Consider the following 21,766-nt stretch of genomic DNA (forward strand, 5'->3'; position numbering starts at 1 on the left):
GTAGATTCAAATTAGTTGTTTCCTGTTCAACTCTTAGGTCAAAAGACTGAAATCCTTCAAAGGTATCAAAGCAGTACAAAGTTGATTCACTATTCTTCGATTAAACAGCAAACGTGCAGAAGCCCCCCTATATGTACCTAATTCTGCATAGTCCCCTCTTTGCAGTTATTGGCAATATCACACAAGAGGTTAATCATTAACCATCTATTTCCATCACGTAACAATTTTTCACTATGATTATTAAATTCTTCCATATCACTCATAAAATCGGGATAATAGTTCAATACATAATTAAAATTTGGATTGTGTTGAACATAACAGTCATCTGGAAGTAGTCTTTCTGCAATATTCCTACGAACTTTATTCAACAAATCATATAATTTTCGCATTATGCTATCTCCATAAAAACATCATATAGTATTCAAGTCATTCACTATGAAATCAACAAAAAAAAAACTGTGCTTACAGTGAATTAGACACCAAAACAATTAATACCCAATAAAAGGATAATTAGAGTGAGGGTTATATTCTGGCTTAGTTGCTATAGAAATATTTTACTCTCATACCCAACTAAAAACCAAATTGAATTATTTAAATATTCGCAAGTTCATCTTTTAGCTTGTTTAAAACAAATATTGGCGGGCAATTCAGAGTATAAGTAACTAAAATATTTTTTTGAGTAAATAGACCTCTGAATTTTTTTTGTATACACAGTTCATCGTTTGTATACTTCTTTTCTTTATTCAATATTAAAACAGTTTCTTTGGTTGCTTCATATATTTCTTCAGAATCATTAGGTAGCACATGAATATCTTTTCTTTTTATAGTTTTTATGCCCAATACTAAATCATAATAGGTATTATAAATGTAACTCATCGAAGAATTCGCTTGTGATCTTGCTCGATTTTGTTTATTTTTAAAACTATATTGCAATTCAAGCGCCCTGCCAATATGGCATAACATCGCAAAGAATTACAGGTATCCCGCAGGCTTCTGCCAAATGATATGGTCCAGAATGCTGATTAATAAAAATAGCTGACCGCATAATCAAATATAGATTCAGCAATTTTGGATCAACATCGACATCAGAAAGTGAATAGTAGCCATGAATGGCTTCAAAATGTGAATGTTGGATTTCACCGGTTCCTACCACATGATATCCACTAACAGTTAAAAATTTAACGGTGCTAACATAATTTCCCTGTGGTCCTGAGCTTCTGATGTAATCATCAAACCGTCCCCCCTTTTCTTTCCTGTAGAAGCATTGTAACAAACGGTTTACTCAAGAAGTTTGGGTATACAGCTTTAATCTTTAACTCGACTTCGCTTATCAGGAAATCTGGAAGCTTTGGAGATTCACCGAGCCCCAACCTAACAACCATAGCATATCCTGTATAGTCTTTATAATCTGTTATTAGTGAGTTATCTTCATAACCGCACTGCAGGTTACCACCAGAAATGGAAAGTTGTTTAAACAATGACTCCCAAAGGACAACAAAATGTTTATTGGAAAAAGCACTAATCGAAATTAGCAAAAATTTTAGTATACGAAACTGAATATTGGTATTTTTTACCCCACTGAATTGAAATACATCCATATTGTGTTCAAAACATAACGGAAGATATGGGTTTGAACGTGGACTCTGGATGTATACAACAGAAGATTCGATGAGGATAGTAAAGCCTGGATGCGTAATCAAACCCCACGATTTGATAGCCAAAAGCTCTTCGGAAAAAGGGATATATTATTTCATTATCAAAAATTTCATTTTTATGCTTTAGAAAATGGATAATCTGATAAAGCGTGATAAAATGTAATAAAAGACTTCTAATTTTATTATAAATAAGACTCAAGCCAAAGTCGCCTTTTCAAAACAATTAATAATAAATCGAATCACAGCAAATTCAATTCACTTTTGAAAAACAGGGGATCTTCTTATTCTCTATCATCCATCTTTTCAACCACTTAAGATACCCCCAATAATCTTTCGTAAACCAATAGGGCTTCAAAGCTCGCCATCCCCACGTTTGACAGAACTTTTCGTGAGTTGGTATCGCTAAAATATAGCTCGCTAAGCAACCCGACCTGTTGAACTGTTAATGGCTTAAGGAAATATTTGTTTACAGGGCTTCTTCCCGAACTCTCCTTATTATATCTGACAACCATGGGCCAGGGAACCCAAGCCATCACAGGTGATGAAGTCGTATAAAATTTGTAGCCCTTATTTTTCCAAAACAAGCTATTCTTGCTTTCATGACTTACATCGGAGAAGCTAAACCCATGCTTCTTGATCAAACCGACTGGCATTATCCCTATGTCAGTTAATGCGTAAGGCCTTAGATGCCAGCACTCCGTTTCTTCATACGCGATAAATCGTACAGATGCCGATGGAAATACTATGCCTTTTTGAAATATGCTCCCAACCATTGCCGCATCAGAATGGTATTCAAATATCTTTTCAACTCGCTCTATAAAAGAATGATCTTTCCACATAAACTGAGTATCATCCTGAATAAAAAATATATGACTATAGCCTCTGTCATGTGCATATTCAACGGCTGCATCCATATTAAAGTATACACCGCCATGCAATTCTTTTTAAGCGATTAGACCTGTATAGTACCTTCGTATTTTCATTGCCTTCTAATGTTTGTAAATACTCCAAGAGCCTTTTGTCTGAACTTCCATCATCAACAACAAGAAGATCTGCTTCCGGCCCGAATTCTTTAATTGATTCAATACAATTTTTCGTCAGATAATATCTGTTGTATGTAAAGACAGCATACAATAATTTCATACAACGCCCCCTCAAACCGCAGTAATTATCGCCATTAGCTTATTTAAAACAACACGTGAGGTGTACTCTATAGAATCATGTGTATTGCCTGCAATATGTGGTGTTAGAAACAACTTATCCTTTGTATGAGGTTTCAACGCCATGTCCACTTATGATCTACATGATAGTTGATAAAATCCATCAAGCAGCCACCGGATATCAAATAGTTATATAGGGCATAAATCAAAGCACTCTTTGAGATAATCTGCGGTCTTGACGTGTTGATAATATAAGGTTTGTTCTTCATCATTTCAAAGCAATTCTGATCAATGAAATCAATAGTTTCGGGCCTAAGCGGCAGATGAATCGATATAATATCCGAGGTCTTCGGATTTCTTCCTTCTCACTGGAAGTCCCTTCACGATCAAAGCCTACCCATTCCATATCCAGGGCTTCGGCATATTTGGCCATTTTTTTGCCCAAGCGTCCCATTCCGAATATCCCAATGCGCTTTCCACGCAATTGAACACCCCTGTAGAGCTGGCGGTCATCCACGCAGTCATGATCGATGAAAGGAATTTTCCGCAGCCAACCCCAGAAGCAGGGCTAAACTGAATTCTGCAGTCGCAGAAACAGCCTCTATTTCCCGCGGGTCCAGATTGACAACTTCGATGTCACGTGATGTTTTTATATGATCTGTACCGGTGGTGCTGGAAACAATATATCGCACGTTTAAAAAGGAGTGTAAAAATCGGTCATCGATTACATCCTTCGAACCGACGAATACAGCATCGACCTCTGCCCCACCCCCATTCAATGTATCTGGGTAATAGACATGCTTTATTTTCAGGATATTGACTGAAATCAACATGCTGATAGAGATCAGGTTCGTTTACATAAATAATGATTGAATTTAGTTTCATAATAAAACTCAATAAATATCGTCGAATTTCAAAACGCGGTTTGCATTTATTCTTTTTTTGAGACGCTTTTCCGATACAATCTTGTAATACTATCTGCTGGAATGCCAGTCCCGGGTTTTTTTGTGGTCAGCATATCACTCAAGAGAATGGTACCCGCATCCATGTCCCACCTGAGCGCGACACTTTTATTGAAAAGCGATTTCATATGTTTAAAATCATGATAGAGATCGTTTTTCTCTACAGGATTTTGGTGCATTTCATAAAAAGCATCTCGGGACTCTATCAGGAATTCCAGCTGATCGAACGTTAGCGACCGGTGCATCTGGGCCAAACATCGCTTTATCAAAGGTAACGTGAACCTCAACCAAACTGGCACTCTGCGCAATTGCCGCCAAAGAAGGAAACAGAGTACCCGAATGATCGGAAAGGCCTACCGCGACACCCTAACGGGCTTTCATTTCTGAAAGGACATTAAGCCCAACTTCGCTGAGCTTTGATGGATATTTGCTAGTGCATTGAAACAAAGCATAATCGATATGTGCAGCCTTCAACAACTCTACAGATGCATCCACTTCCTCCCAATTACTCATCCCGGTACTGAGTAAAATGGGTTTCTTGGTATCGATCATTGCATTCAAAAGTTGCGGGTTGTTGATTTCACCCGAGCCAACCTTCCACGCGGGATCCCGATTTCGTCCAGCATTTTGACTGCCTCGACAGAAAACGCTGAATTCAGAAAAACGATCCCGGAATCCTTCGCATGCTGGTAAAGACCAGCCCACTGCTCTGGGGTGAACTCCATACGTTTCCAGTAGTCATAGCGGGACTTGTCTTGGTCTGAAAAATAACCCGGAATTCTTCATCCACCGTGCTTTCGGCATCAGCGATATGAGTCTGAAACTTAATGGCATCACCACCAGTTTGGACGCACGGTCAATAAAACTGTGCGCAATACCAAGAGAACCTTCATGAGCCTGGGCAACTTCGGCGATAACGAATGAAGGATAATCCCCCCCGATTGACCTGTCTTCAATTTTTAGTTGACCAGTGATTCTCACTTTTCTCCGCCTTTAGTGCATCCGAATAACACAGGATCTGATCAGAAATGCGCTTTGCGCGTCCGGGTTTGTGATATATGTTCGCTTTCGAATATTTGGTTTCCAGCGATATTCTGACTGCAGAAACTATCTCATCGTAATCACATAACACATCGATAACATTGTGATTGCGTTCTCTTCCGTACTGACGGTCCCCGATATTAACAACAGGAACACCGAAAGAGGCTGCCTCCCGTATTCCGGCACTGGAATTTCCTATCATACAGGAGCAATGAGCCATTAAATGTGAAAAACCCTCCAGCGGCATATGGCGGATACTGTAAAAGTGAGGGTTCGCCTTGTGCCTTGACATCCCTTCTATTATTTTTGAGTTATTTGCATCAATGTTTGGATAAAACACCGAATGCTTTCTTCCCGAATGATTCCACAGCAGTTAATATCGTATCCATATCGATATCCCTGGCATTGGTTGTGTTCTTGGTGGGCCCCATGTACGGAATACGTCCTCATTGGAGTTTATCTCGATTTTTCGCTTAAATTTTTTCTTAAGCCTTCCGGCATCAAGAGATTCGCCTACATCAAGCGAACTGATATATTCTACGGCAGGGCATCCATAATTAAATACGGTGGATTCATTGCAGCCAAAATTAATCAATCTTTCCTTACTTGCTTCTGTAGAAACAAAATGCAGATTGGATCCAATGGTGATTAAATTTCTGACCTTGTCATCAATCGTTCCTGTTACTTCTCCGCCTTGCACATGTGCAATGGGTATATTCATCATCATGGCAGCCAGAGCAGGCGATAAGGTGTCAAACCTATCCCCTACAATTAATAACATATCCGGCTTATACCTCTCAAAATAGCTTGAGTGTTTGATCATGGAAAGTCCAACAGTGTTGACCATTGCTTCATGACTATCATTCATCATCAAACAATCGAGGGTCACATCAACTTGAAATCCGTCTGCCTCCAGATCTTTATATGCCGGCACCGTACTTTTCGAGAAGAATAGATGAACTGGCAATAATCTTTATACAAACATTGCTGTGCTTAGAGAGCTCCAACAGGATGAGTTTAAGCTTTGAATAATTTGTGCGATTGGTAATTATTACTGCTATTTTATGCGTACTATCCATGCAATCTCACTTTTTTATAACAGAACTCGGCAAATTCAAAATCCAACTCCTCATCAACATCTACGGATTCGGCTTCCGGAATCTGAATAAGATGCGGATCATTCGGTGTGAATGTCCAATGATATCCTTCATTTTTTAAAACATCGCGGTTCACAATATGGAACGCATGTGCTGCTTTAAAAAACTGCTTGCCTTTATTCGTCGTTAAATTTCGGGGGTCATCATTTGTAACAGCATTACCCGCATCATCAAAAATCCAGTCGCGTGTAGGAATACTCGAGGTATATGATGGAAAATCGGTTGCTTGAAAATAGTCATAAGCTCGTTTAACGGTTTCAACGTTAAGCAAGGGCAAACACGGATTAAATACAAAAATATATTTTGTGGGAATCTTCAGATAATGCGCAAAAGTTATATTTTGCGGGTTAACTCCAGGTCTCACAAGCTCGGGCTTTCGTTCTAAAATTTCGACATTGTCATACCCTTCAGCAAGCCTCATTAATTCGGGCTCAGCTACGGCCAAATACCTGTTCTGGAAAAAATCCATTGTGTTCAACTTTTCCAAAGCAATTTTTATCAGGCTTTCACCTGCAAACGGGCGTGTCAGTTTATTTTTTACCCGACTTGATCCTAAACGTGCATTTATCACAACGGATACTGGCTTCATCTTTATCCCACTTTATTAAATAAGTTTCTATTGATCTGCAATTAAGCTTTTGATTTCAAACAGAAGGTCTCGATTACGAGATTCTTCATCGATTATATCAAACAAATCCCTGTCAAAATCCAAATGCCCCTTACAATAAGGAACCCAAAAAAACTCAAATTCAAATGCAACAGTGACGTAGGGGGCCGTTTATTATACAGGTTTTTTTCCGTGTAAAGGTCCTGAAGGGATATGTCTATACAGTTGTAATATGGAAGTTTCAGTTAGAGTAGACCCATATGGTATTGCTGACCCCCCAATAATCCCTTTATTTATCCCCGGCAAAAAAGCTTCCAATGCATAATGGGAATCAGGTGTTTTTCTCATCATAGGAACAACACGTTTCATGATGTCATCGAACAGATACCCTGAATAAACCTTTCCAAAAAAACTGGTTACCTTATCTGATGAGCTCTCAGCTAGCCACCTCAGAAGCTTTTTGCCGATAAAAGGCAAAAGCCTGAATACCTTTGACAAGAAACGGTATGGAGGTGTTGAAAAATATTCTACTTCTGATGCGTTGTGAGTTTTGTATGCAATCACATCTGTTTTTGGAATTTCATCAAGGAGGGAAGATGCTGTTTCCAAAAAATGCCACTTATCTTTTTCATGGGGAAAACTGTACGGCGTCGGCATTGCAAACAAATAATCGGCACGAAATTCTTGAAATACTGGATATTTAAAAAAAAGGCAGGCCAACTAGACAATACTTGTGATAGGAGTTCTCTTTTCTCTAATAAAAAATTAAAAAATTCTTTATGAATAACAAAAACTTTCTGAATATTAAGGATAGAAATAAAATCGTCATGAAGACCAGCCCAAGCAAGATTACACATCCCCACACGCTTTGAGTCTCCAACCTGTTCCTGAATTAACCTGTAAGCATCCTCAGTATAATGCTCCTGAGGTATCAAAAAGAGTTCTGATGAAACATCTCCTTCAGGGACAACCTCAGCTCCCAAGGAAACACACCTTTTGATGAAGTCTTTTTGGGCTGAAATCTGCTTGTTTCTACCTTCCTCAAATAAAGGTATAGGCAACAAGCCAATGCGAAATTCCTTAGATAAGTACCTAATGATACTAAAATAGGAGGTCAAACGCCTGAAGTATCCCAGCACCAAAACCAGATCATACGTTGTTTTCATTATATCATTTACTCTAAAAGAGCTACTTTGCAACTTAAGGCTTTACCATGTAACTTTTCAACACTCACCAAGTAAACTACGGATACCATAACTGCTTCGCAGCCTGTTAATTATTAATGCCAGGATCAGTTCCAATAAAAAAAGACAAATCGTAATAACTTAAATAAATCGCATGATTCATCTGCTGATCTGAAATATTGAGATGGTCAGCACGCCAACATCCAAACATCAAAAAGAACAGACTCTTTTTTCCCGTAAAAGAAATAATCCGCCATTAACCTTCTTTATTATTATCTTTTTGCTGGATATTCCTGTGACTCATACTTACCAATAATTTTCTGCATACACTCTCTGTTCAGACCTTTCAGACTCTTTCTTAGATAATACAAAAGCATTATCCTTCAGCATATTATGATAAAATCCAGATAAATTGTATCGTATCCGACATTGCAATTGATACATCAATGAAAGGTCAGTTGATTTGACATCAGACACTTGGGCTGTCAGGTCTGTAACATGCTTGTACACGCTGGGAGGTACCCGTTGAGTATGAAAAATAGTCATTAAGCAAGTCATTTGATTTTGCCGGCAATTTTTTCTTAAATGGCTTCTATTTTCAAAAATGTTACGACATCATCTTTTTTTCTAACTTATGACTCAACTCAACAGGAACATAGGTAAATACTTCATTTCTGAGGAGCTTCGTGAATGCAGACAGAAGTTTTTCCCATCATAAACGCTTCGATTCCAGTAGTGCAATCAGGATGGATCATAACCTCTGCCCCCAAAATCCAAGGAACAACAGATCCGTAGTACACAACGTATACGTTAGACAAGTTCTTCAATTCTGAAGAATAGGCGTGAATATTTTCCTCTGGATGTGGCCTTACTACAATATTCAAATTGCTTTTTGCAGCCAATTCCTTAACCAAGGTGATATAATGCCAGATTTTTTCTTTGTCATACTTGATTACTTTTTCAATATTTTTTATTCTGTCTCCATAATTCAAGCGGACAAATTCGTCACCTCTAAGGTTGTTTCCAAATCCCATGTTTGTATTTATAAGAATGTAGTCCTGATAGGAACTCTTTAATTCATCAACTTCCTTTTGATACAGCCCATGAAATGAAGGCTTCAGCATTTCAAAACGCGGGTGGCCGGTGACAATAGCTTTTTCTGGAGCGAAAGAGCCGCTATTCTCAATCATCCGCTTCTGGCAATCCCCCCAAAAAAAAACCAGGTCACAATAGTCAAATACAGGTTTCGAATAACGAGAAAGTATGGTTGTACAGTTCTCATAATCGACACCACCTTCCTCATCGAGATTTATAATTAATCCATTTTGTGACTTAATTTTTCTATAAATCGATTCTGATTGACCTTCATGGTAACCTTTGTCAAAATAAACAACAGGGCTCAGTTTATCTATTAACTTAAATATTTCATTCTTTGACCCGATGTAGCATTGATAACCCAGAGCAGAAAACTGAGACGCAAGCATTCACTTATATGGCAACTCTCTGGATGCTGTCTCAACGGGCATCAGAATTTTATAGTTCGCCATTTTTTTACACTCTCACCACTATTGCAATGCCAAAAAGGTGTTCAAAACGAAACTTACAGAGAATAGCGCGTCGCATTAAACAAATCAATATTCTCTCTTATCCAATCAACAGTCAGTTCCAAGCCCTTGCGAAACTCGAATCCTACTTTCCCAAGCAGTCAATTGCATAATTTTTCTATTATCTGCAAGCAGCCTATTCACTTCACTTTTTTCTGGCCTCAAGCGCTCTTGATCAGCAGGAACAATTGGAACCCTATTGCTTGTAATATCCATCAAAAAATTAGCTGTTTCTTGGATTGACCACTCTTTTCCACTGCCAATATTCACAACCATGCCTTCGCCTTCTTTACAAAGCGCCAAAGCAATCATACCTTCAGCGGTATCTGTCGCATAGTTGAAATCCCTCGTCGGTGACAAAGCCCCCAGGGTAAGTTCACTGCAACCAGACACCAACTGGCTCGCGATTGTGGGTATTACGGCCCTGGCTGTCTGCCTGGGACCAAAGGTATTAAAAGGGCGGGCTGTTACGACAGGAAGGCCAAATGACATATAAAAACTTTCCGCCATCTTGTCTGCAGCAATTTTGCTGGCAGAATATGGGGACTGTCCTACGAGAGGATGCGACTCTCCGATGGGGACGACCTGGGCTGACCCGTACACCTCAGAGGTAGAAACATGTACAAGCCAGAATGAATCAGACTCACGGCACGCTGAAAGCACATTCAATACACCGGTGACATTTGTATCCACATAGGTCCTCGGCGCATGATAGCTGTAAGGAATAGCTATAAGACTTGAAAGGTGAAGAGCATAATCACACCCCGCAACGGTGTTTCGAACACGCTCGCAATCGCGTATATCTCCCGTAACAACCTCAATGGCACTTAAAAAGTCTGGCCTGATATCACTGAGCCAACCGATTTGATTCCATGAGTTATAATAAACGAAGGCTTTAACCGACGCGCCATATTGGACAAGCAACTCCACAAGATGGCTTCCGATAAAACCGTCCGCACCAGTGACCAATACTGATTTACCCTGTAATTCACTATGCATTCCCGAACTCCTAATGTTTATTTCATTACGAACTCTTTTAGGATCCGATGGGGTTCCAATCTGTCCGGTGTTCATAAATCGGGAATACATTGACGCACTTCTCATCTTCCAATGTAATCTTCAATTAGGTCTGTGATATCAAAAAAAGTGTTATAAGGTATGGCACTAATCACATCCGGCGACATAGCATATCTATTCCGGGCGTTACAAAAACCTTTCGGGATGGCTTTTCCTCAAGCGCGACAATTCTTGGCCCATCGGAACGAATGACCCCGTAAGGTATCTGAATATTATGCTCGACAGAAGCAACCGTAATCAAACCTTCATACTCATTGTGAAATTTTAAAAGATTCCCAAATTGCGAATTGGTCAGGACATCCCCGTTCATAAGCAGGATTAGGGCCATCAGGCTTGTTTTCGATCAGTGACAAGGCACCGGCAGTCCAAGTTTTTTTGTTTCCCGAATATAGGTAATTGAAGCGCCCAGATGAGCCCCGTCTTTAAGATAGTCTTCAATCGCGTGACTCAGGTGATTTCACAGATATATATTTGCGTGATTTTCAATTTTACGAGTCGTTTTACCTGTAACTCTATAAGTGGAACTTCACCAATCTGCACCATGGGCTTTGGGATTGTCTCTGTAAATGGCCTCAGCCGTCTCCCTTCTCCACCTGCCATTATTACTGCACAGGAGAAGCCAGACGCATGAGATCATTTTCCAAGCCACCTGAAAGTTCTGCAATATGTATCGTTTTGATATACCGGCCATTGTTTCCAACGACCGGGACAGCCTCAAGGTAATTCTCCTTGATTATTTTTTTATAATAAGATTTTGTTTGGTTCTCAGACGCTACAACTGGATTGGCATTCAAAGCGCATGTAACAGGGCTGCCCAGATCATACCCCGAGAGAAGAGCCCTGCGGATATCGCCGTCACTTATGGTTCCAACCACCTCCATCCTGTCGTTTGTTATGACCGCTATGGTTTTTCTCTTTTTCTATGACATCCACCGCATTCTTCAAAGTTGCCTGGATGCTTAGTTCACAATCAATCATTTAAACCATCCCTTGTCGGATTTTCCTTCCAGGGTCATTCCTTTTCTCAAAAGAGCTTGATTGATCTCAATTTCTGTAAGTACCTGTGCAATCTTTTGCCCCGCATTTCCAATACCATAGGATTCTCACACATATTACATTTCTTTATAAAGTCATCGTCAGACAGACAGTGGTCGATAGTCTTAATCAATTGTTCCTTATCATACCCGACATCAACCACGTTTGCGGCACGCAACCGTCCTTCTGCCTTGACCCAATGTTGACGGTAGGACAACCAAATGCCGGGGTTTCCTTGATGCCAGATGACGAGTTACCAACACATACAATACGTATACCCGCCTCGCGTGCTAAAGCAAGAACGCCATGGTAGTTGTATCGCCCCAAGGAACTGCGTATCTGAATATTTGGATATTCATTCAAATCGATTTTACTGGATTACCCAATGCAGGCTCGCCCCCAGCATCGTTATTGGGGTATGTTATTATTACCTGGCACCCTTGTAATGAAAGTTCTTCTCGAAGGCATCAATTGAAGGTATCAATTGATCGACTGCAGAATCAAACTCCGGTACAGAGTGTTGGGTAAAAAGAAGAATCGGTTTTGCAAAATCAAGTCCGTAGGAAGCTGCCAGTTCCTCTTTTGAAGCATAGTTCCATTGGATATCATGTCTATTGCTGGAAACCCAACAGTATTCACTCGCCATGATTCTTCGCCCATGGCCAATAACCTGTTCATTAGCCTGATGGTTAGTCGTAAAATGGATATGCGAGAGTTTTGTCATTGCATGCCTCACTGAATCATCCAGCGCTCCACCTTCTGTAAGGTCTCCACCTTCTATATGAGCTGTGGGTATATTCATTTGAGTTGAAGCAATAACAGCTGCAAAACCTTCAAATCTATCAGCATAGACGACAAACACATCTGGCCTGATATCATTAAGAATTTCAGTAATAGAAAGAATACCTGAACCGATTGCCTTTGATGTTGCATAAAGCGTATCCTCTTCGAGATCGACTTTGGCCTCAGCATGAATAGTAAAGCCATCGCGTTCAATCTCTTTCAAGGTTTCACCAAAATTTTTGTCCAAGTGTGCTCCGGAAACAATCAAGCGATAATCCAAGTTCGGATGTTTATCAATAGCCTCGAGAATAGGATATTGCAGTCCATATTCTGCCCTGTTTCCAGTAAATACTGCAATTATTCTTTTTGAGCTCATTCTTATAACCTTAACTCATCAACTGGTTAATACCACGGTTTAGATCTATTTTTGACATCCACCCAAAATCATTTTGCGCTTTAGATACGTCAATGCTGATGCATGATATGGCATCCCGGCTTTCTGCCATAGACTTAATATCCCGATCCTTAGAAATTTTGGATAAACAGGCTATCTTTTCAGCTATATCCCTTACAGAAAAGAGCTGACCTGTTCCTATGTTATATATCCCTTTGGGCCGCCCCATCGCCATATCGGCCAAACCAACAGCAACATCCTCTACATGTATATAATCCCTCAGAGGAGTTTCATTTCTGACTATTATTGGTCCTGAGCCATCAATTTGTTTCATAATATCTGAAAATACGTTAACAGATGACATCCTAGGCCCATATACATTACTCAGTCTGGCACAGACATAATTATCAACTCTCTCTTTTATGAGGCCTTCGCAAGATAATTTCATCTTAGTGTATGTGTTATATGGCGCTACGCAATCAGATTCTTTCCACTTTTTTAGACCTTTATCCCCATAAACCAAACAGGAAGATGCATCAACAATTCTCCGATAACGTTTGTCTATCAACTGGTTTAAGGTATCCCTTGCCAATCCGATATACTTTTCGTAATTAGTGACTTCTGCGACATTAGAATTCTCGGCGAGATGAATTAAAATATCTGCTTCGGGGGCATGGGCATAATGCTTGACAATGACCTGATTTGGATTAGTAGCTTGTTTTGATCGTGACACAGGAATGCACTCAACATCCCTTTTTAGCAGTTCTCTAACCACTGCTGTTCCGATAAAGCCATTTGCACCGGTGACAACTATTCTCAAAATGTTTACCTAAATCGTTTAAGGGCACTTTTTCAAAACAATCGCCAAATGTCCATTAATATATAGCATGGTACCCTGTAAATGATCTTTCAGAATTGAGCCGGCACTGCCTATCTGAAAGCCATGCCTGCATACATGCATACCAAACAAGTCTACCTCAAGGAAAGAACAACTCTAAAATTTTTCTATATCTTTCTTTTCTATCTGTTTATTCTGCTTAATGCCGTGAGTTGCAATTTTTCCGATTACATCTTTATAGTATTCAGCTTTTATTTCACCGGTTCCCGGCCGTTTAACCCATATATTATCCTCTGTGAACACTTCACCTTTACCAATATCTTTAATAGCTACGACGCACGCATATGCAAAATCTATCGTGGGCTGTTCTTCGGGGATAATTGTTTTGTTACCGCCCGACGCTACATGGATTGCACGCGAGCCAACAATGAGGTCTTTCAGTTCCTGCGGGTCAATGGAGATTGGTACATCGGGTCCCGGCCACGTCTTGTCGGATGTGAAATGCTTTTCCAGTATAGACCCACCAGAAGCGACTCCAAAACAGGTATAATTACCAATCGAGTGGTCGCTTAACCCGACAATCGCATCAGGAAAGGCCTGAGCCAAATCATAAATGCCTCCCAGCCTCACCTTTTCATAAGGTGTCGGGTACATGGATGTGCAATGCAATAGCGCGTACGGAACCTTGGCTTCTCTAAGGATACCCACAGCCTTGAAACAGACTTGATATCATTCATGCCTGTGCTGAGAATAACTCATTTGCCAAACTTGGCTATATGCTCGATGAGAGGGTAATTATTGCACTCCCCAGAACCGATTTTGTAAGCTGGAACATTCATGCCTTCGAGCCTGTCGGCTGCTGCCCTTGAAAAAGGTGTTGACAAATAGATCATGCCTTTTGACTCGACATACCTCTGTAGCTCCCGATCTTCCTGTTCGCTCAGCTTGCAGCGGTCCATGATATCCCATATGGACTCATTTGCATTTTTGGGAATCACATCATTTGGAACCATTTCATCTTCAATGACATGACACTGGAACTTTACGCACTCGCATCCGGCGTTATACGCGTCATCAACCATCTGTTTTGCCTTTAAAAAAGCCCCCTCGTGGTTGATGCCGATTTCCGCAATGACAAGTGGAGGATATTCCGGACCAATCTTCCTGTTGTTAATTCTCATTTCTGCCACGTTAGTATCCAAGATCTTTCCTATCGTTTTAATATCATCGAGGCTGTCGACATATCTATACTTCTATCGTTTGACATTATATAGGGAACACATGGATTATTAAAAATTTTTCCTGATTTCAAAAACAAATCTGTTCTGCATATATATATTGCACCATTTGGAAGATATGTCTGGGGTAGATCCTGCCTGCGCATAAACGGAAGTTCATCATCGACAAACCCTTTCAAACGCCCTTTCGCCGTCATTACGAAACATTTGAATGGCTTATAACCAAATTCAGAAACACTGATCAATGAATTGGCTCCGCTGTCGATAATTTGCTCAACTGCCGAGTCAATATCTGATGAATTTCTTAAAGGCGACGTCGGCTGCAATAAGATAAAGTAGTGGTACTCATTTCCTGCTTTTAACTCGGACCTCAATGCATGATCAATCACGGGCTCCATTTTCGCTTCATCGGTTGCCAGAATATCAGGTCTCTTTATACATCTGGCCCCATATTGATCGCCAACACTGAGTATTCGGTCATCATCTGAAGTTACCACCACCTCGGATACGTAGTTAAATTTCAGGCCGAAGCAATCGAGTAACTCACAAGAGGACGATTATTCAAATCAATGATATTTTTATTCGGAATCCCTTTTGAGCCGCCGCGCGCTGGAATTATAGCCAAAACTTTCAAAATATACCAACACCTCAGTTGATAGATAGATTAGACCAGTCTTAACCAGGCCGCTTGAAAGACCTATTCAAACAGCAAGTCACACCCTTAACTATTAATTAGCCTATCCACGCGATTTGTAATAGGACATATACCAATCAACAAATTTCCTGACACCTTCTCTTATTGAAGTAGCTGGCTTGAAACCAATCTCGCTAATCAGATCTTCGACATCAGCAAATGTTTCAGGTACATCTCCATTCTGCATGGGCATCAAATTCCTGAAAGCTTCCTTATCCAAAGCTTTCTCTATTTCAGAAATGAACTCATTTAAGCCCACAGATGCATTGTTGCCAATATTGTAGATCCTATATGGCGCGTAGGATGTTCCGGGATCAGGTCTATCGCCATTCCAAGAAGCATAGGGAACAGGGATTTTTTTTATCACCCTGAAAACACCTTCTACAATATCATCAATATATGTAAAATCGCGTTTTAAGTGTTCCATGGTTAAAGACATCTATTGGCTCACCATCCAAAATGGCCTTTGTAAAAAGAAATAGCGCCATATCAGGACGTCCCCAAGGGCCGTATACAGTAAAAAATCGAAGGCCAGTACAGGCGAGGCCATAAAGATGGCTGTAGCTAGGAGTGGGCAAGAAGCTCATTTGACTTTTTGAGTAGGACATAAAGGGAGACGGGATGATCTACGTTATCGTGAACCGAAAAAGGCATATTTGTATTAGCCCCGTAGACAGAACTTGATGAAGCATAAAGAAAATGCTTCACGCAGGTGTGCCTGCACCCTTCAAGTAGATTAACAAATCCCACCAAATTGGAATCCACATAGGCATTGGGATTTTCGATGGAATAGCGAACACCGGCCTGGGCCGCCATGTTAATCACGGCTTCGAAAGTATGCTCTTCAAAGAGCGAAGCCGTCGCATCACGGTCAGCAATATCGGCCTTTATAAAGGTAAACCGATAAGCGTAACCGTTTAAAATCGCAAGGCGTGCTTTTTTAAGTTCGATATCGTAATAATCATTAAGATTATCGACTCCGACAACCTCAATGCCCTCATCCAGCAACCTTTTTAGAGGCTAAAGCCGATAAAACCTGCGGCTCCGGTAATCAGGCATTTTTTGGGCGCAAACACTTCCATCATCACTTATCTTCCAATTCCGATATAATGAAAACCGACAGATTTGACAAATTCGGGAGAATACAGGTTCCTTCCATCAAAGATGAAATTGCCTGCCATTGACTCTTTCAGCGCTTTGTAATCAGGCTGACGGAACTGCTTCCACTCTGTCACAGAACCATTGCATCGACACCCGTGACAGCGTCATACTGATTTTCAGTGAGACTCAGTCTCTGGTCTTTGAAAAAAGAAGGCTCAAAGCACTCAAGAGCCTCCCCATGGCTGCCGAGGGTCATAGGCCCTGACTGTCGCACCTGCCTCAATCAGGCTAGTACTAAGGATAATTGAAGATGCTTCTCGCATATCATCTGTTCCCGGCTTAAATGCAGACCCCCAAATACCAAAGCACTTTCCCGTAAGATCCCGAACCGAACCCCGATACAATCTTTTTATACAGAACATGCTTCTGAGATGCATTTCTCGCCTCAACAGCATCAAGAAGTATCGGCTCAAATCCATTCTCCCGGCTTGTTCGAATCAGCGCCTTTACATCTTTTAGGAAAGCAGGAACCACCGTAACCACAACCAGGATAAATAAACGAATACCCGATGCGCGTATCGGACCCTATCCCCTTCCTGACGTTCTCGACATCGACGCCAAGTATTTCACGAACGCCGCTATTCATCATCAAAGAAATTGTTGGTGGCAAGCATCGAGTTTGCTGCGTATTTTGTCATCTCAGCGTCTTTGACGCCCATGACATGAACTTTATCGTGGTTCCTGTTAAAGGGGCTGTAAAGCTCTTTCATATAGTTTTCGGCTTTAGCAGATTCTATCCAGAGTATAATTCTATCCGGTTTCATAAAATCATTGACAGCATCCCCCTCTTTTAAAAACTCAGGATTGCTCACAACATCAAATCCTACCTGAACCCCTCTTTTTCCAATTCTTCGTTTATCGTCTCAGTGACACGCTCAGCTGTGCCAACAGGAACAGTAGATTTATTCACGACAACGGTATAATCATTCAGATACTTACCAATTTCTGAAGCAACGGCAACAACATGCTGAAGATCGGCAGAGCCATCCTCTTTCGGCGGGGTGCCCACCGCGATAAACACAATGGATGTATCTTTCATTGAGTCTTCGAGAGAATCAGAAAATTGCAAAAAACCATTTTTATAATTGTCGATAACAATTCCATCAAGTCCGGGTTCATAAATCGGGAGAATCCCTTTTTCGAGGCTCTCCAATTTTTTCTTATCAACATCGACACAGGTGACTGTATTACCCATCTCTGAAAAACATGCACCCGTTACAAGCCCAACATACCCAGTTCCAACCACTGTAAATTTGCATTTTTTCAGATCCTTACGACATATTTCCAAGAAAATCGATATACCAACCCATTGACTCATCCAGTCCTGCGTCAATGTTATGGGTTGGTTCATACCCAAGAAGGTGAGCGGCTTTGGAGATATCGGCTTGAGAATGCTTTACATCTCCAGCCCTGAAATCACGATAACTTGGTTCAACTTTTTCAATGTTTTTTACAGTTGTAAGAAGTCTATCCTGAATTGCCCGAAACAACTGGTTTAGTGTCGTCCGGTCACCCACCGCGACATTATAGATCTGATTCAAAGCTTCGGAATTCTCTGTTAATGATGCAAGGATGTTAGCCTGTACTGTATTTTTGATGTAACAAAATCACGGCTCGTTTCGCCGTCACCATTTATAAAAACCTGTTCTTTAGTTAACAGTGCCGCAATCCATTTTGGAGTACCCGCTGCGTAGGCACCATTGGGATCCTGGCGAGGGCCAAAAATATTAAAATAGCGCAACCCTATGGTATTAAATTCATATGATCTCGCGAACACGTCCGCATACAACTCGTTCACATATTTGGTCACGGCATACGGAGACAAGGGCTTTCCAATATTCTCTTCGACCTTGGGAAGTGCAGGATGGTCACCATAGGTTGAGCTCGACGCGGCATAGACAAAATTCTTGACATTAGCGTCACGGGCTGCCACCAGCATATTCAGAAAACCCGATATATTTGTTTCATTTGTCGTTATGGGGTCTTCAAGAGAACGAGGAACAGAGCCCAATGCCGCCTGGTGCAGAACATAATCCACACCTTGACAGGCGTCATTGCATACGGAGACATTTTGTATGTCCCCTTCAATAAATCTGAATCGGTCCCACTGGTCGCGTGTAACAAGCCCCTTCACTTCGTCAAGGTTCCTCTGAAACCCCGTTACAAAATTATCGAGTCCGACAACCCGCTGGTTGAGCCGTAGAAGATGTTCAAGTAAATTTGATCCGATAAAGCCTGCTACGCCAGTTATAAGCCATTTATATTCATTCTCAATTAGAATTCTCTTAACCTGATCAAATCGTGACACGAGAAATCACCGTATTTTTATGAAAAATTTAAAAAACAGCTTACACTTAAGCTATTCGTGTTTTACAGTCGCCCATCTGTTGATTCCGCAGAAAAAAGGTACTTGACATCGTAGACAACATTGACGTCTTTACCAAAAACTCTGATATCTTGAATATTCTTAAATTCAGCATGCGCAACAGCTAAAACAATTGCGTCGTAATACCCCTGCTTCATCTCTTTTACAGGAGTAATACCGTATTCGTACTCGGCCTCTTCCGAATCTACCCAAGGGTCATACACATCAACGCGGGTATTGTAATCCTTAAACTCAGATATGATATCCACCACCCGTGTGTTACGGAGGTCAGGGCAATTCTCTTTAAAGGTAAGCCCCATAATAAGAATATTGGCTTCTTCGACCTGAATTCGCTTTTTCACCATCAACTTGACGACCTGAGAGACAACGTAAGCCCCCATGCCATCATTAATTCGCCTGCCGGCCAGAATCACATCGGGATGGTAACCGATCTCCTGAGCCTTGAATGTAAGATAGTAAGGATCAACACCAATACAGTGTCCACCAACAAGACCGGGTCGAAACGGCAAAAAATTCCATTTAGTGCCTGCTGCTTTCAGGACCTCTTCAGTATTGATACCCAGCTTGTTGAAAATGATTGAGAGTTCATTAATCAATGCGATGTTTAAGTCACGCTGGGTGTTCTCGATTACTTTTGCAGCCTCAGCCACACGGATAGAACTTGCTTTGTGGGTGCCGGCCTCAATAATTATCTTGTAAAGGGCATCCACAAAATCGGCAATATCCAGAGTTGAGCCCGAAGTTACTTTCAAAATATTAGTAACTCGGTGTTCCTTATCGCCGGGGTTGATACGCTCAGGGCTGTACCCAACATAAAAGTCCTCATTAAATGTTAGGCCTGAGGACCGTTCCAACTCAGGAACACAGACTTCCTCTGTGGCGCCAGGGTAAACTGTGGATTCATAGATTACAAGATCCCCCTTTTTCAATATCTTCCCGAGCATCTCACTGGCTTTCACAAGCGGTGTGAGGTCTGGCTGTTTGTGAGCATCAATCGGTGTGGGAACGGTCACGATGAATACATTGGAATCGTTCAGGGCCTCAATCTTTGAACCAAAGGTAAGTTTAACCGCCTGTTTAAGAAGTTCTGGTTCAACCTCAAGGGTAGAGTCATTACCGGCAATAAGTTCTTCAACCCTCGCTTCATCGATATCAAAACCGATAACATCGATTTTTTTTCCGAATTCAACGGCAAGAGGAAGACCTACATAACCAAGGCCAACAATAGCAAGTTTGATTTCGTCAATATTTAGCATTATCACTCTCTATGAATAGCAAACAACAATTTAAAAATCTTTGTTATTGTGAGGCATTACATACTCAACCACAAATGCGGTAAAAACCATAACGAAAATGCCACAGACAAAGCTCATTAAAATAATGATTTTTCGATTCGGGCTAACATGATCATTATCAACAATCACAGGCACGATCTCTTTAAAGTTTTTAATATTCTGTATAGCAAGCATATCTTCATCTATACTTGACTGAATTTCTTTAACCAATTCGTTTGTGTATTGAAGTCTATCCTCAAGCGAACCGATCTCAGCACTGATCGATCTTTGCTCTCTCTTCAAATCTAAAAAGTATTGCCTATTCTGAATCACGAGGCTGTTATGAAAAAGTGCGTTTTGAAAGTTCACATTGGAAGATTTAGCTGAAGATAAATTTTTCAGTGGTTGAATAATAAATTTTTTTCTTTTAATTGATAAGTCTAAAATTTCTTTTTTACTATTATTATTCAGTTTCTGTAGTTCGACTATACTATACGCAATATTGTCTTGTTTTATTTTACATTCAGACAAAAACTCTTTATTATTTTCTACTCTTAACTGCAAATCCATAACAATAGAATTTACGCTGTCGTTATCTTTTTTTCGCAACTCAGAAATCAAGAGACTTAAAACAGCCTTTCCAAACTCTGGTACCGGTGTATCATAAGACATACTTAGAGCATCGGAATTGTTAGGTATAGCTACCTTAAGTAAATTTTGAACATATGATAAATTTGGGTATTTATCTTGAAGATGTTTATTTATCTGAGCACTGAATTCTCCAGCGTCAAGCCGCCCCTTGTAGTTTACCAATTTTTTCGTAAAGGTAGCCATTGCCTCCGGTTTTCGAGAAATAATACCTGGCCTCACCAGTGTCTTAGCCCTGTATATATCAGGCATGGAAAAAACAACCGCTGTGGCAACCAGCACAATCAAAAAAACACCAATTCCGATAAATTTTTTACGAGCCCAGAGAGTCGCAAAGACCTCTCTTAAGTCAATTTCGTCATCAGGATAGGGCATTGCCTGGTAAGGCGGCATGGGGTGAGTGAATCGCTGGGGGTCGTTGTTCGTTTCAGTAGTCATTCTCGATTCCATGTTTTGGAAGATTTGATATGTTGATTCTGAAAGCGATTGACATTTTTGTTGTGGTGTAAAGGTGCGCACATAGCTCCGCCCCTCCACTTACAGTAAGCGGATTTGAGAATCGGTGGGGTAGACTAAAGAAACATCGGCAGTTACCTGAGTCTGCTTGAGTTTTAAATCGTCATGACACTACTTCTCGGGGAAGCCAATGTCAACAGTTATACCTTCCCAATTACCATTATCAAAAGCGGGCTAAAAGGCAGCCGGCATTGCAGAGCATATACATATCACACCCACACAACCAGCTGGTTGAATTTCTGAGACAAACGACACATTCGCAATCATTGTATACACAAACCAAAACGACATTTTCCGAATATCACGAAGCAACTTCAGTCACTGGATATTTCGAGCCACCGAGCCACAAAAA

General features: G+C 40.7%; 32 protein-coding genes and 2 pseudogenes. All 34 read right to left on the minus strand.

Annotated elements, in window-relative coordinates; genetic code table 11:
- Nucleotides 1-591: 591 nt before the first annotated feature.
- Entirely contained in the window at nucleotides 592-876 is a 285-nt protein-coding gene (locus ACOYW1_RS15485) for a hypothetical protein (protein ID WP_482423501.1), read from the minus strand.
- Nucleotides 877-934: 58 nt separating this feature from the next.
- A complete protein-coding gene (locus ACOYW1_RS15490; RefSeq protein ID WP_482423502.1) occupies nucleotides 935-1,273 on the minus strand; it encodes a TIGR04372 family glycosyltransferase in 339 nt (112 codons plus the stop codon).
- On the minus strand, nucleotides 1,230-1,598 hold the full coding sequence (locus ACOYW1_RS15495) for a hypothetical protein (RefSeq protein ID WP_482423905.1): 369 nt from the start codon (nucleotides 1,596-1,598) through the stop codon (nucleotides 1,230-1,232). The genes ACOYW1_RS15490 and ACOYW1_RS15495 overlap by 44 nt, the downstream gene beginning before the upstream one ends.
- 368 nt (nucleotides 1,599-1,966) lie before the next feature.
- The gene (locus ACOYW1_RS15500; RefSeq protein WP_482423503.1) at nucleotides 1,967-2,569 is read right to left on the minus strand and encodes a hypothetical protein; all 603 of its coding nucleotides are present in this window, start codon (nucleotides 2,567-2,569) and stop codon (nucleotides 1,967-1,969) included.
- A 1-nt stretch (nucleotide 2,570) separates the two neighbouring features.
- The gene (locus tag ACOYW1_RS15505) at nucleotides 2,571-2,798 is read right to left on the minus strand and encodes a glycosyltransferase family 2 protein (protein WP_482423504.1); all 228 of its coding nucleotides are present in this window, start codon (nucleotides 2,796-2,798) and stop codon (nucleotides 2,571-2,573) included.
- A 133-nt stretch (nucleotides 2,799-2,931) separates the two neighbouring features.
- Nucleotides 2,932-3,153 carry an NAD(P)-dependent oxidoreductase gene (locus tag ACOYW1_RS15510; RefSeq protein ID WP_482423740.1) on the minus strand — a complete coding sequence of 74 codons (222 nt, stop codon included), beginning with the start codon at nucleotides 3,151-3,153 and terminating at the stop codon, nucleotides 2,932-2,934.
- On the minus strand, nucleotides 3,084-3,332 hold the full coding sequence (locus ACOYW1_RS15515) for an NAD(P)-dependent oxidoreductase (RefSeq protein WP_482423505.1): 249 nt from the start codon (nucleotides 3,330-3,332) through the stop codon (nucleotides 3,084-3,086). The genes ACOYW1_RS15510 and ACOYW1_RS15515 overlap by 70 nt, the downstream gene beginning before the upstream one ends.
- A gap of 4 nt (nucleotides 3,333-3,336) precedes the next feature.
- A complete protein-coding gene (locus ACOYW1_RS15520; RefSeq protein WP_482423506.1) occupies nucleotides 3,337-3,648 on the minus strand; it encodes a hypothetical protein in 312 nt (103 codons plus the stop codon).
- Nucleotides 3,649-3,957: 309 nt separating this feature from the next.
- Nucleotides 3,958-4,502, minus strand: a pseudogene (locus tag ACOYW1_RS15525) (N-acetylneuraminate synthase family protein).
- Between the two features lie 227 nt (nucleotides 4,503-4,729).
- Nucleotides 4,730-5,752 (minus strand): annotated as a pseudogene (gene neuC, locus ACOYW1_RS15530) (UDP-N-acetylglucosamine 2-epimerase).
- A gap of 137 nt (nucleotides 5,753-5,889) precedes the next feature.
- The gene (locus tag ACOYW1_RS15535) at nucleotides 5,890-6,564 is read right to left on the minus strand and encodes a cytidylyltransferase domain-containing protein (protein ID WP_482423507.1); all 675 of its coding nucleotides are present in this window, start codon (nucleotides 6,562-6,564) and stop codon (nucleotides 5,890-5,892) included.
- 192 nt (nucleotides 6,565-6,756) lie between these two features.
- Nucleotides 6,757-7,191 carry a hypothetical protein gene (locus tag ACOYW1_RS15540; RefSeq protein WP_482423508.1) on the minus strand — a complete coding sequence of 145 codons (435 nt, stop codon included), beginning with the start codon at nucleotides 7,189-7,191 and terminating at the stop codon, nucleotides 6,757-6,759.
- Nucleotides 7,143-7,748, minus strand: coding sequence for a hypothetical protein (locus ACOYW1_RS15545; protein WP_482423509.1), 606 nt, complete (start codon nucleotides 7,746-7,748; stop codon nucleotides 7,143-7,145). Before ACOYW1_RS15545 ends, ACOYW1_RS15540 begins: the two co-directional genes overlap by 49 nt.
- Before the next feature lie 686 nt (nucleotides 7,749-8,434).
- Nucleotides 8,435-9,250, minus strand: a complete 816-nt coding sequence (locus ACOYW1_RS15550) for a surface carbohydrate biosynthesis protein (protein ID WP_482423510.1) — start codon at nucleotides 9,248-9,250, stop codon at nucleotides 8,435-8,437.
- Nucleotides 9,251-9,418: 168 nt separating this feature from the next.
- Nucleotides 9,419-10,369, minus strand: coding sequence for a GDP-mannose 4,6-dehydratase (locus ACOYW1_RS15555; RefSeq protein WP_482423511.1), 951 nt, complete (start codon nucleotides 10,367-10,369; stop codon nucleotides 9,419-9,421).
- A 169-nt stretch (nucleotides 10,370-10,538) separates the two neighbouring features.
- Complete coding sequence (locus tag ACOYW1_RS15560) at nucleotides 10,539-10,775, minus strand: sugar phosphate nucleotidyltransferase (RefSeq protein WP_482423512.1); 237 nt, start codon at nucleotides 10,773-10,775, stop codon at nucleotides 10,539-10,541.
- Nucleotides 10,776-10,894: 119 nt separating this feature from the next.
- Nucleotides 10,895-11,047 (minus strand): nucleotidyltransferase family protein, encoded by a 153-nt coding sequence (locus ACOYW1_RS15565; RefSeq protein WP_482423513.1) that lies wholly within the window; start codon nucleotides 11,045-11,047, stop codon nucleotides 10,895-10,897.
- A gap of 2 nt (nucleotides 11,048-11,049) precedes the next feature.
- Nucleotides 11,050-11,322: a CBS domain-containing protein gene (locus ACOYW1_RS15570; RefSeq protein WP_482423514.1), complete on the minus strand. Its 273-nt coding sequence runs from the start codon at nucleotides 11,320-11,322 to the stop codon at nucleotides 11,050-11,052.
- Nucleotides 11,323-11,909: 587 nt separating this feature from the next.
- Entirely contained in the window at nucleotides 11,910-12,641 is a 732-nt protein-coding gene (locus tag ACOYW1_RS15575; protein WP_482423515.1) for a UDP-N-acetylglucosamine 2-epimerase, read from the minus strand.
- 10 nt (nucleotides 12,642-12,651) lie between these two features.
- On the minus strand, nucleotides 12,652-13,479 hold the full coding sequence (locus ACOYW1_RS15580; protein WP_482423516.1) for an NAD-dependent epimerase/dehydratase family protein: 828 nt from the start codon (nucleotides 13,477-13,479) through the stop codon (nucleotides 12,652-12,654).
- Nucleotides 13,480-13,653: 174 nt separating this feature from the next.
- Nucleotides 13,654-14,205 carry an N-acetylneuraminate synthase family protein gene (locus ACOYW1_RS15585; RefSeq protein ID WP_482423517.1) on the minus strand — a complete coding sequence of 184 codons (552 nt, stop codon included), beginning with the start codon at nucleotides 14,203-14,205 and terminating at the stop codon, nucleotides 13,654-13,656.
- A gap of 47 nt (nucleotides 14,206-14,252) precedes the next feature.
- The gene (locus ACOYW1_RS15590) at nucleotides 14,253-14,699 is read right to left on the minus strand and encodes an N-acetylneuraminate synthase family protein (protein WP_482423518.1); all 447 of its coding nucleotides are present in this window, start codon (nucleotides 14,697-14,699) and stop codon (nucleotides 14,253-14,255) included.
- Between the two features lie 8 nt (nucleotides 14,700-14,707).
- Nucleotides 14,708-15,232, minus strand: coding sequence for an acylneuraminate cytidylyltransferase family protein (locus ACOYW1_RS15595; protein ID WP_482423519.1), 525 nt, complete (start codon nucleotides 15,230-15,232; stop codon nucleotides 14,708-14,710).
- A gap of 23 nt (nucleotides 15,233-15,255) precedes the next feature.
- Nucleotides 15,256-15,369, minus strand: coding sequence for a cytidylyltransferase domain-containing protein (locus ACOYW1_RS15600; protein ID WP_482423520.1), 114 nt, complete (start codon nucleotides 15,367-15,369; stop codon nucleotides 15,256-15,258).
- Nucleotides 15,370-15,472: 103 nt separating this feature from the next.
- Complete coding sequence (locus ACOYW1_RS15605; RefSeq protein ID WP_482423906.1) at nucleotides 15,473-15,868, minus strand: Rossmann-fold NAD(P)-binding domain-containing protein; 396 nt, start codon at nucleotides 15,866-15,868, stop codon at nucleotides 15,473-15,475.
- Nucleotides 15,822-16,037 (minus strand): NAD-dependent epimerase/dehydratase family protein, encoded by a 216-nt coding sequence (locus ACOYW1_RS15610; protein WP_482423521.1) that lies wholly within the window; start codon nucleotides 16,035-16,037, stop codon nucleotides 15,822-15,824. Before ACOYW1_RS15610 ends, ACOYW1_RS15605 begins: the two co-directional genes overlap by 47 nt.
- Nucleotides 15,994-16,437 (minus strand): GDP-mannose 4,6-dehydratase, encoded by a 444-nt coding sequence (locus tag ACOYW1_RS15615; RefSeq protein WP_482423522.1) that lies wholly within the window; start codon nucleotides 16,435-16,437, stop codon nucleotides 15,994-15,996. The genes ACOYW1_RS15610 and ACOYW1_RS15615 overlap by 44 nt, the downstream gene beginning before the upstream one ends.
- A gap of 317 nt (nucleotides 16,438-16,754) precedes the next feature.
- On the minus strand, nucleotides 16,755-17,009 hold the full coding sequence (locus tag ACOYW1_RS15620) for a UDP binding domain-containing protein (protein ID WP_482423523.1): 255 nt from the start codon (nucleotides 17,007-17,009) through the stop codon (nucleotides 16,755-16,757).
- Complete coding sequence (locus tag ACOYW1_RS15625) at nucleotides 17,000-17,179, minus strand: hypothetical protein (protein ID WP_482423524.1); 180 nt, start codon at nucleotides 17,177-17,179, stop codon at nucleotides 17,000-17,002. The genes ACOYW1_RS15620 and ACOYW1_RS15625 overlap by 10 nt, the downstream gene beginning before the upstream one ends.
- Nucleotides 17,169-17,402 carry a hypothetical protein gene (locus tag ACOYW1_RS15630; protein WP_482423525.1) on the minus strand — a complete coding sequence of 78 codons (234 nt, stop codon included), beginning with the start codon at nucleotides 17,400-17,402 and terminating at the stop codon, nucleotides 17,169-17,171. Before ACOYW1_RS15630 ends, ACOYW1_RS15625 begins: the two co-directional genes overlap by 11 nt.
- Before the next feature lie 11 nt (nucleotides 17,403-17,413).
- Nucleotides 17,414-17,908: a 2-dehydropantoate 2-reductase N-terminal domain-containing protein gene (locus tag ACOYW1_RS15635; protein ID WP_482423526.1), complete on the minus strand. Its 495-nt coding sequence runs from the start codon at nucleotides 17,906-17,908 to the stop codon at nucleotides 17,414-17,416.
- 240 nt (nucleotides 17,909-18,148) lie between these two features.
- Nucleotides 18,149-18,898 (minus strand): NAD-dependent epimerase/dehydratase family protein, encoded by a 750-nt coding sequence (locus tag ACOYW1_RS15640; protein WP_482423527.1) that lies wholly within the window; start codon nucleotides 18,896-18,898, stop codon nucleotides 18,149-18,151.
- Nucleotides 18,899-18,960: 62 nt separating this feature from the next.
- Complete coding sequence (gene tviB, locus ACOYW1_RS15645; RefSeq protein WP_482423528.1) at nucleotides 18,961-20,232, minus strand: Vi polysaccharide biosynthesis UDP-N-acetylglucosamine C-6 dehydrogenase TviB; 1,272 nt, start codon at nucleotides 20,230-20,232, stop codon at nucleotides 18,961-18,963.
- A gap of 30 nt (nucleotides 20,233-20,262) precedes the next feature.
- The gene (locus ACOYW1_RS15650; protein ID WP_482423529.1) at nucleotides 20,263-21,417 is read right to left on the minus strand and encodes a Wzz/FepE/Etk N-terminal domain-containing protein; all 1,155 of its coding nucleotides are present in this window, start codon (nucleotides 21,415-21,417) and stop codon (nucleotides 20,263-20,265) included.
- Nucleotides 21,418-21,766: the final 349 nt, after the last annotated feature.

The sequence above is a fragment of the Desulfoluna sp. CYM3A genome (assembly GCF_056829965.1).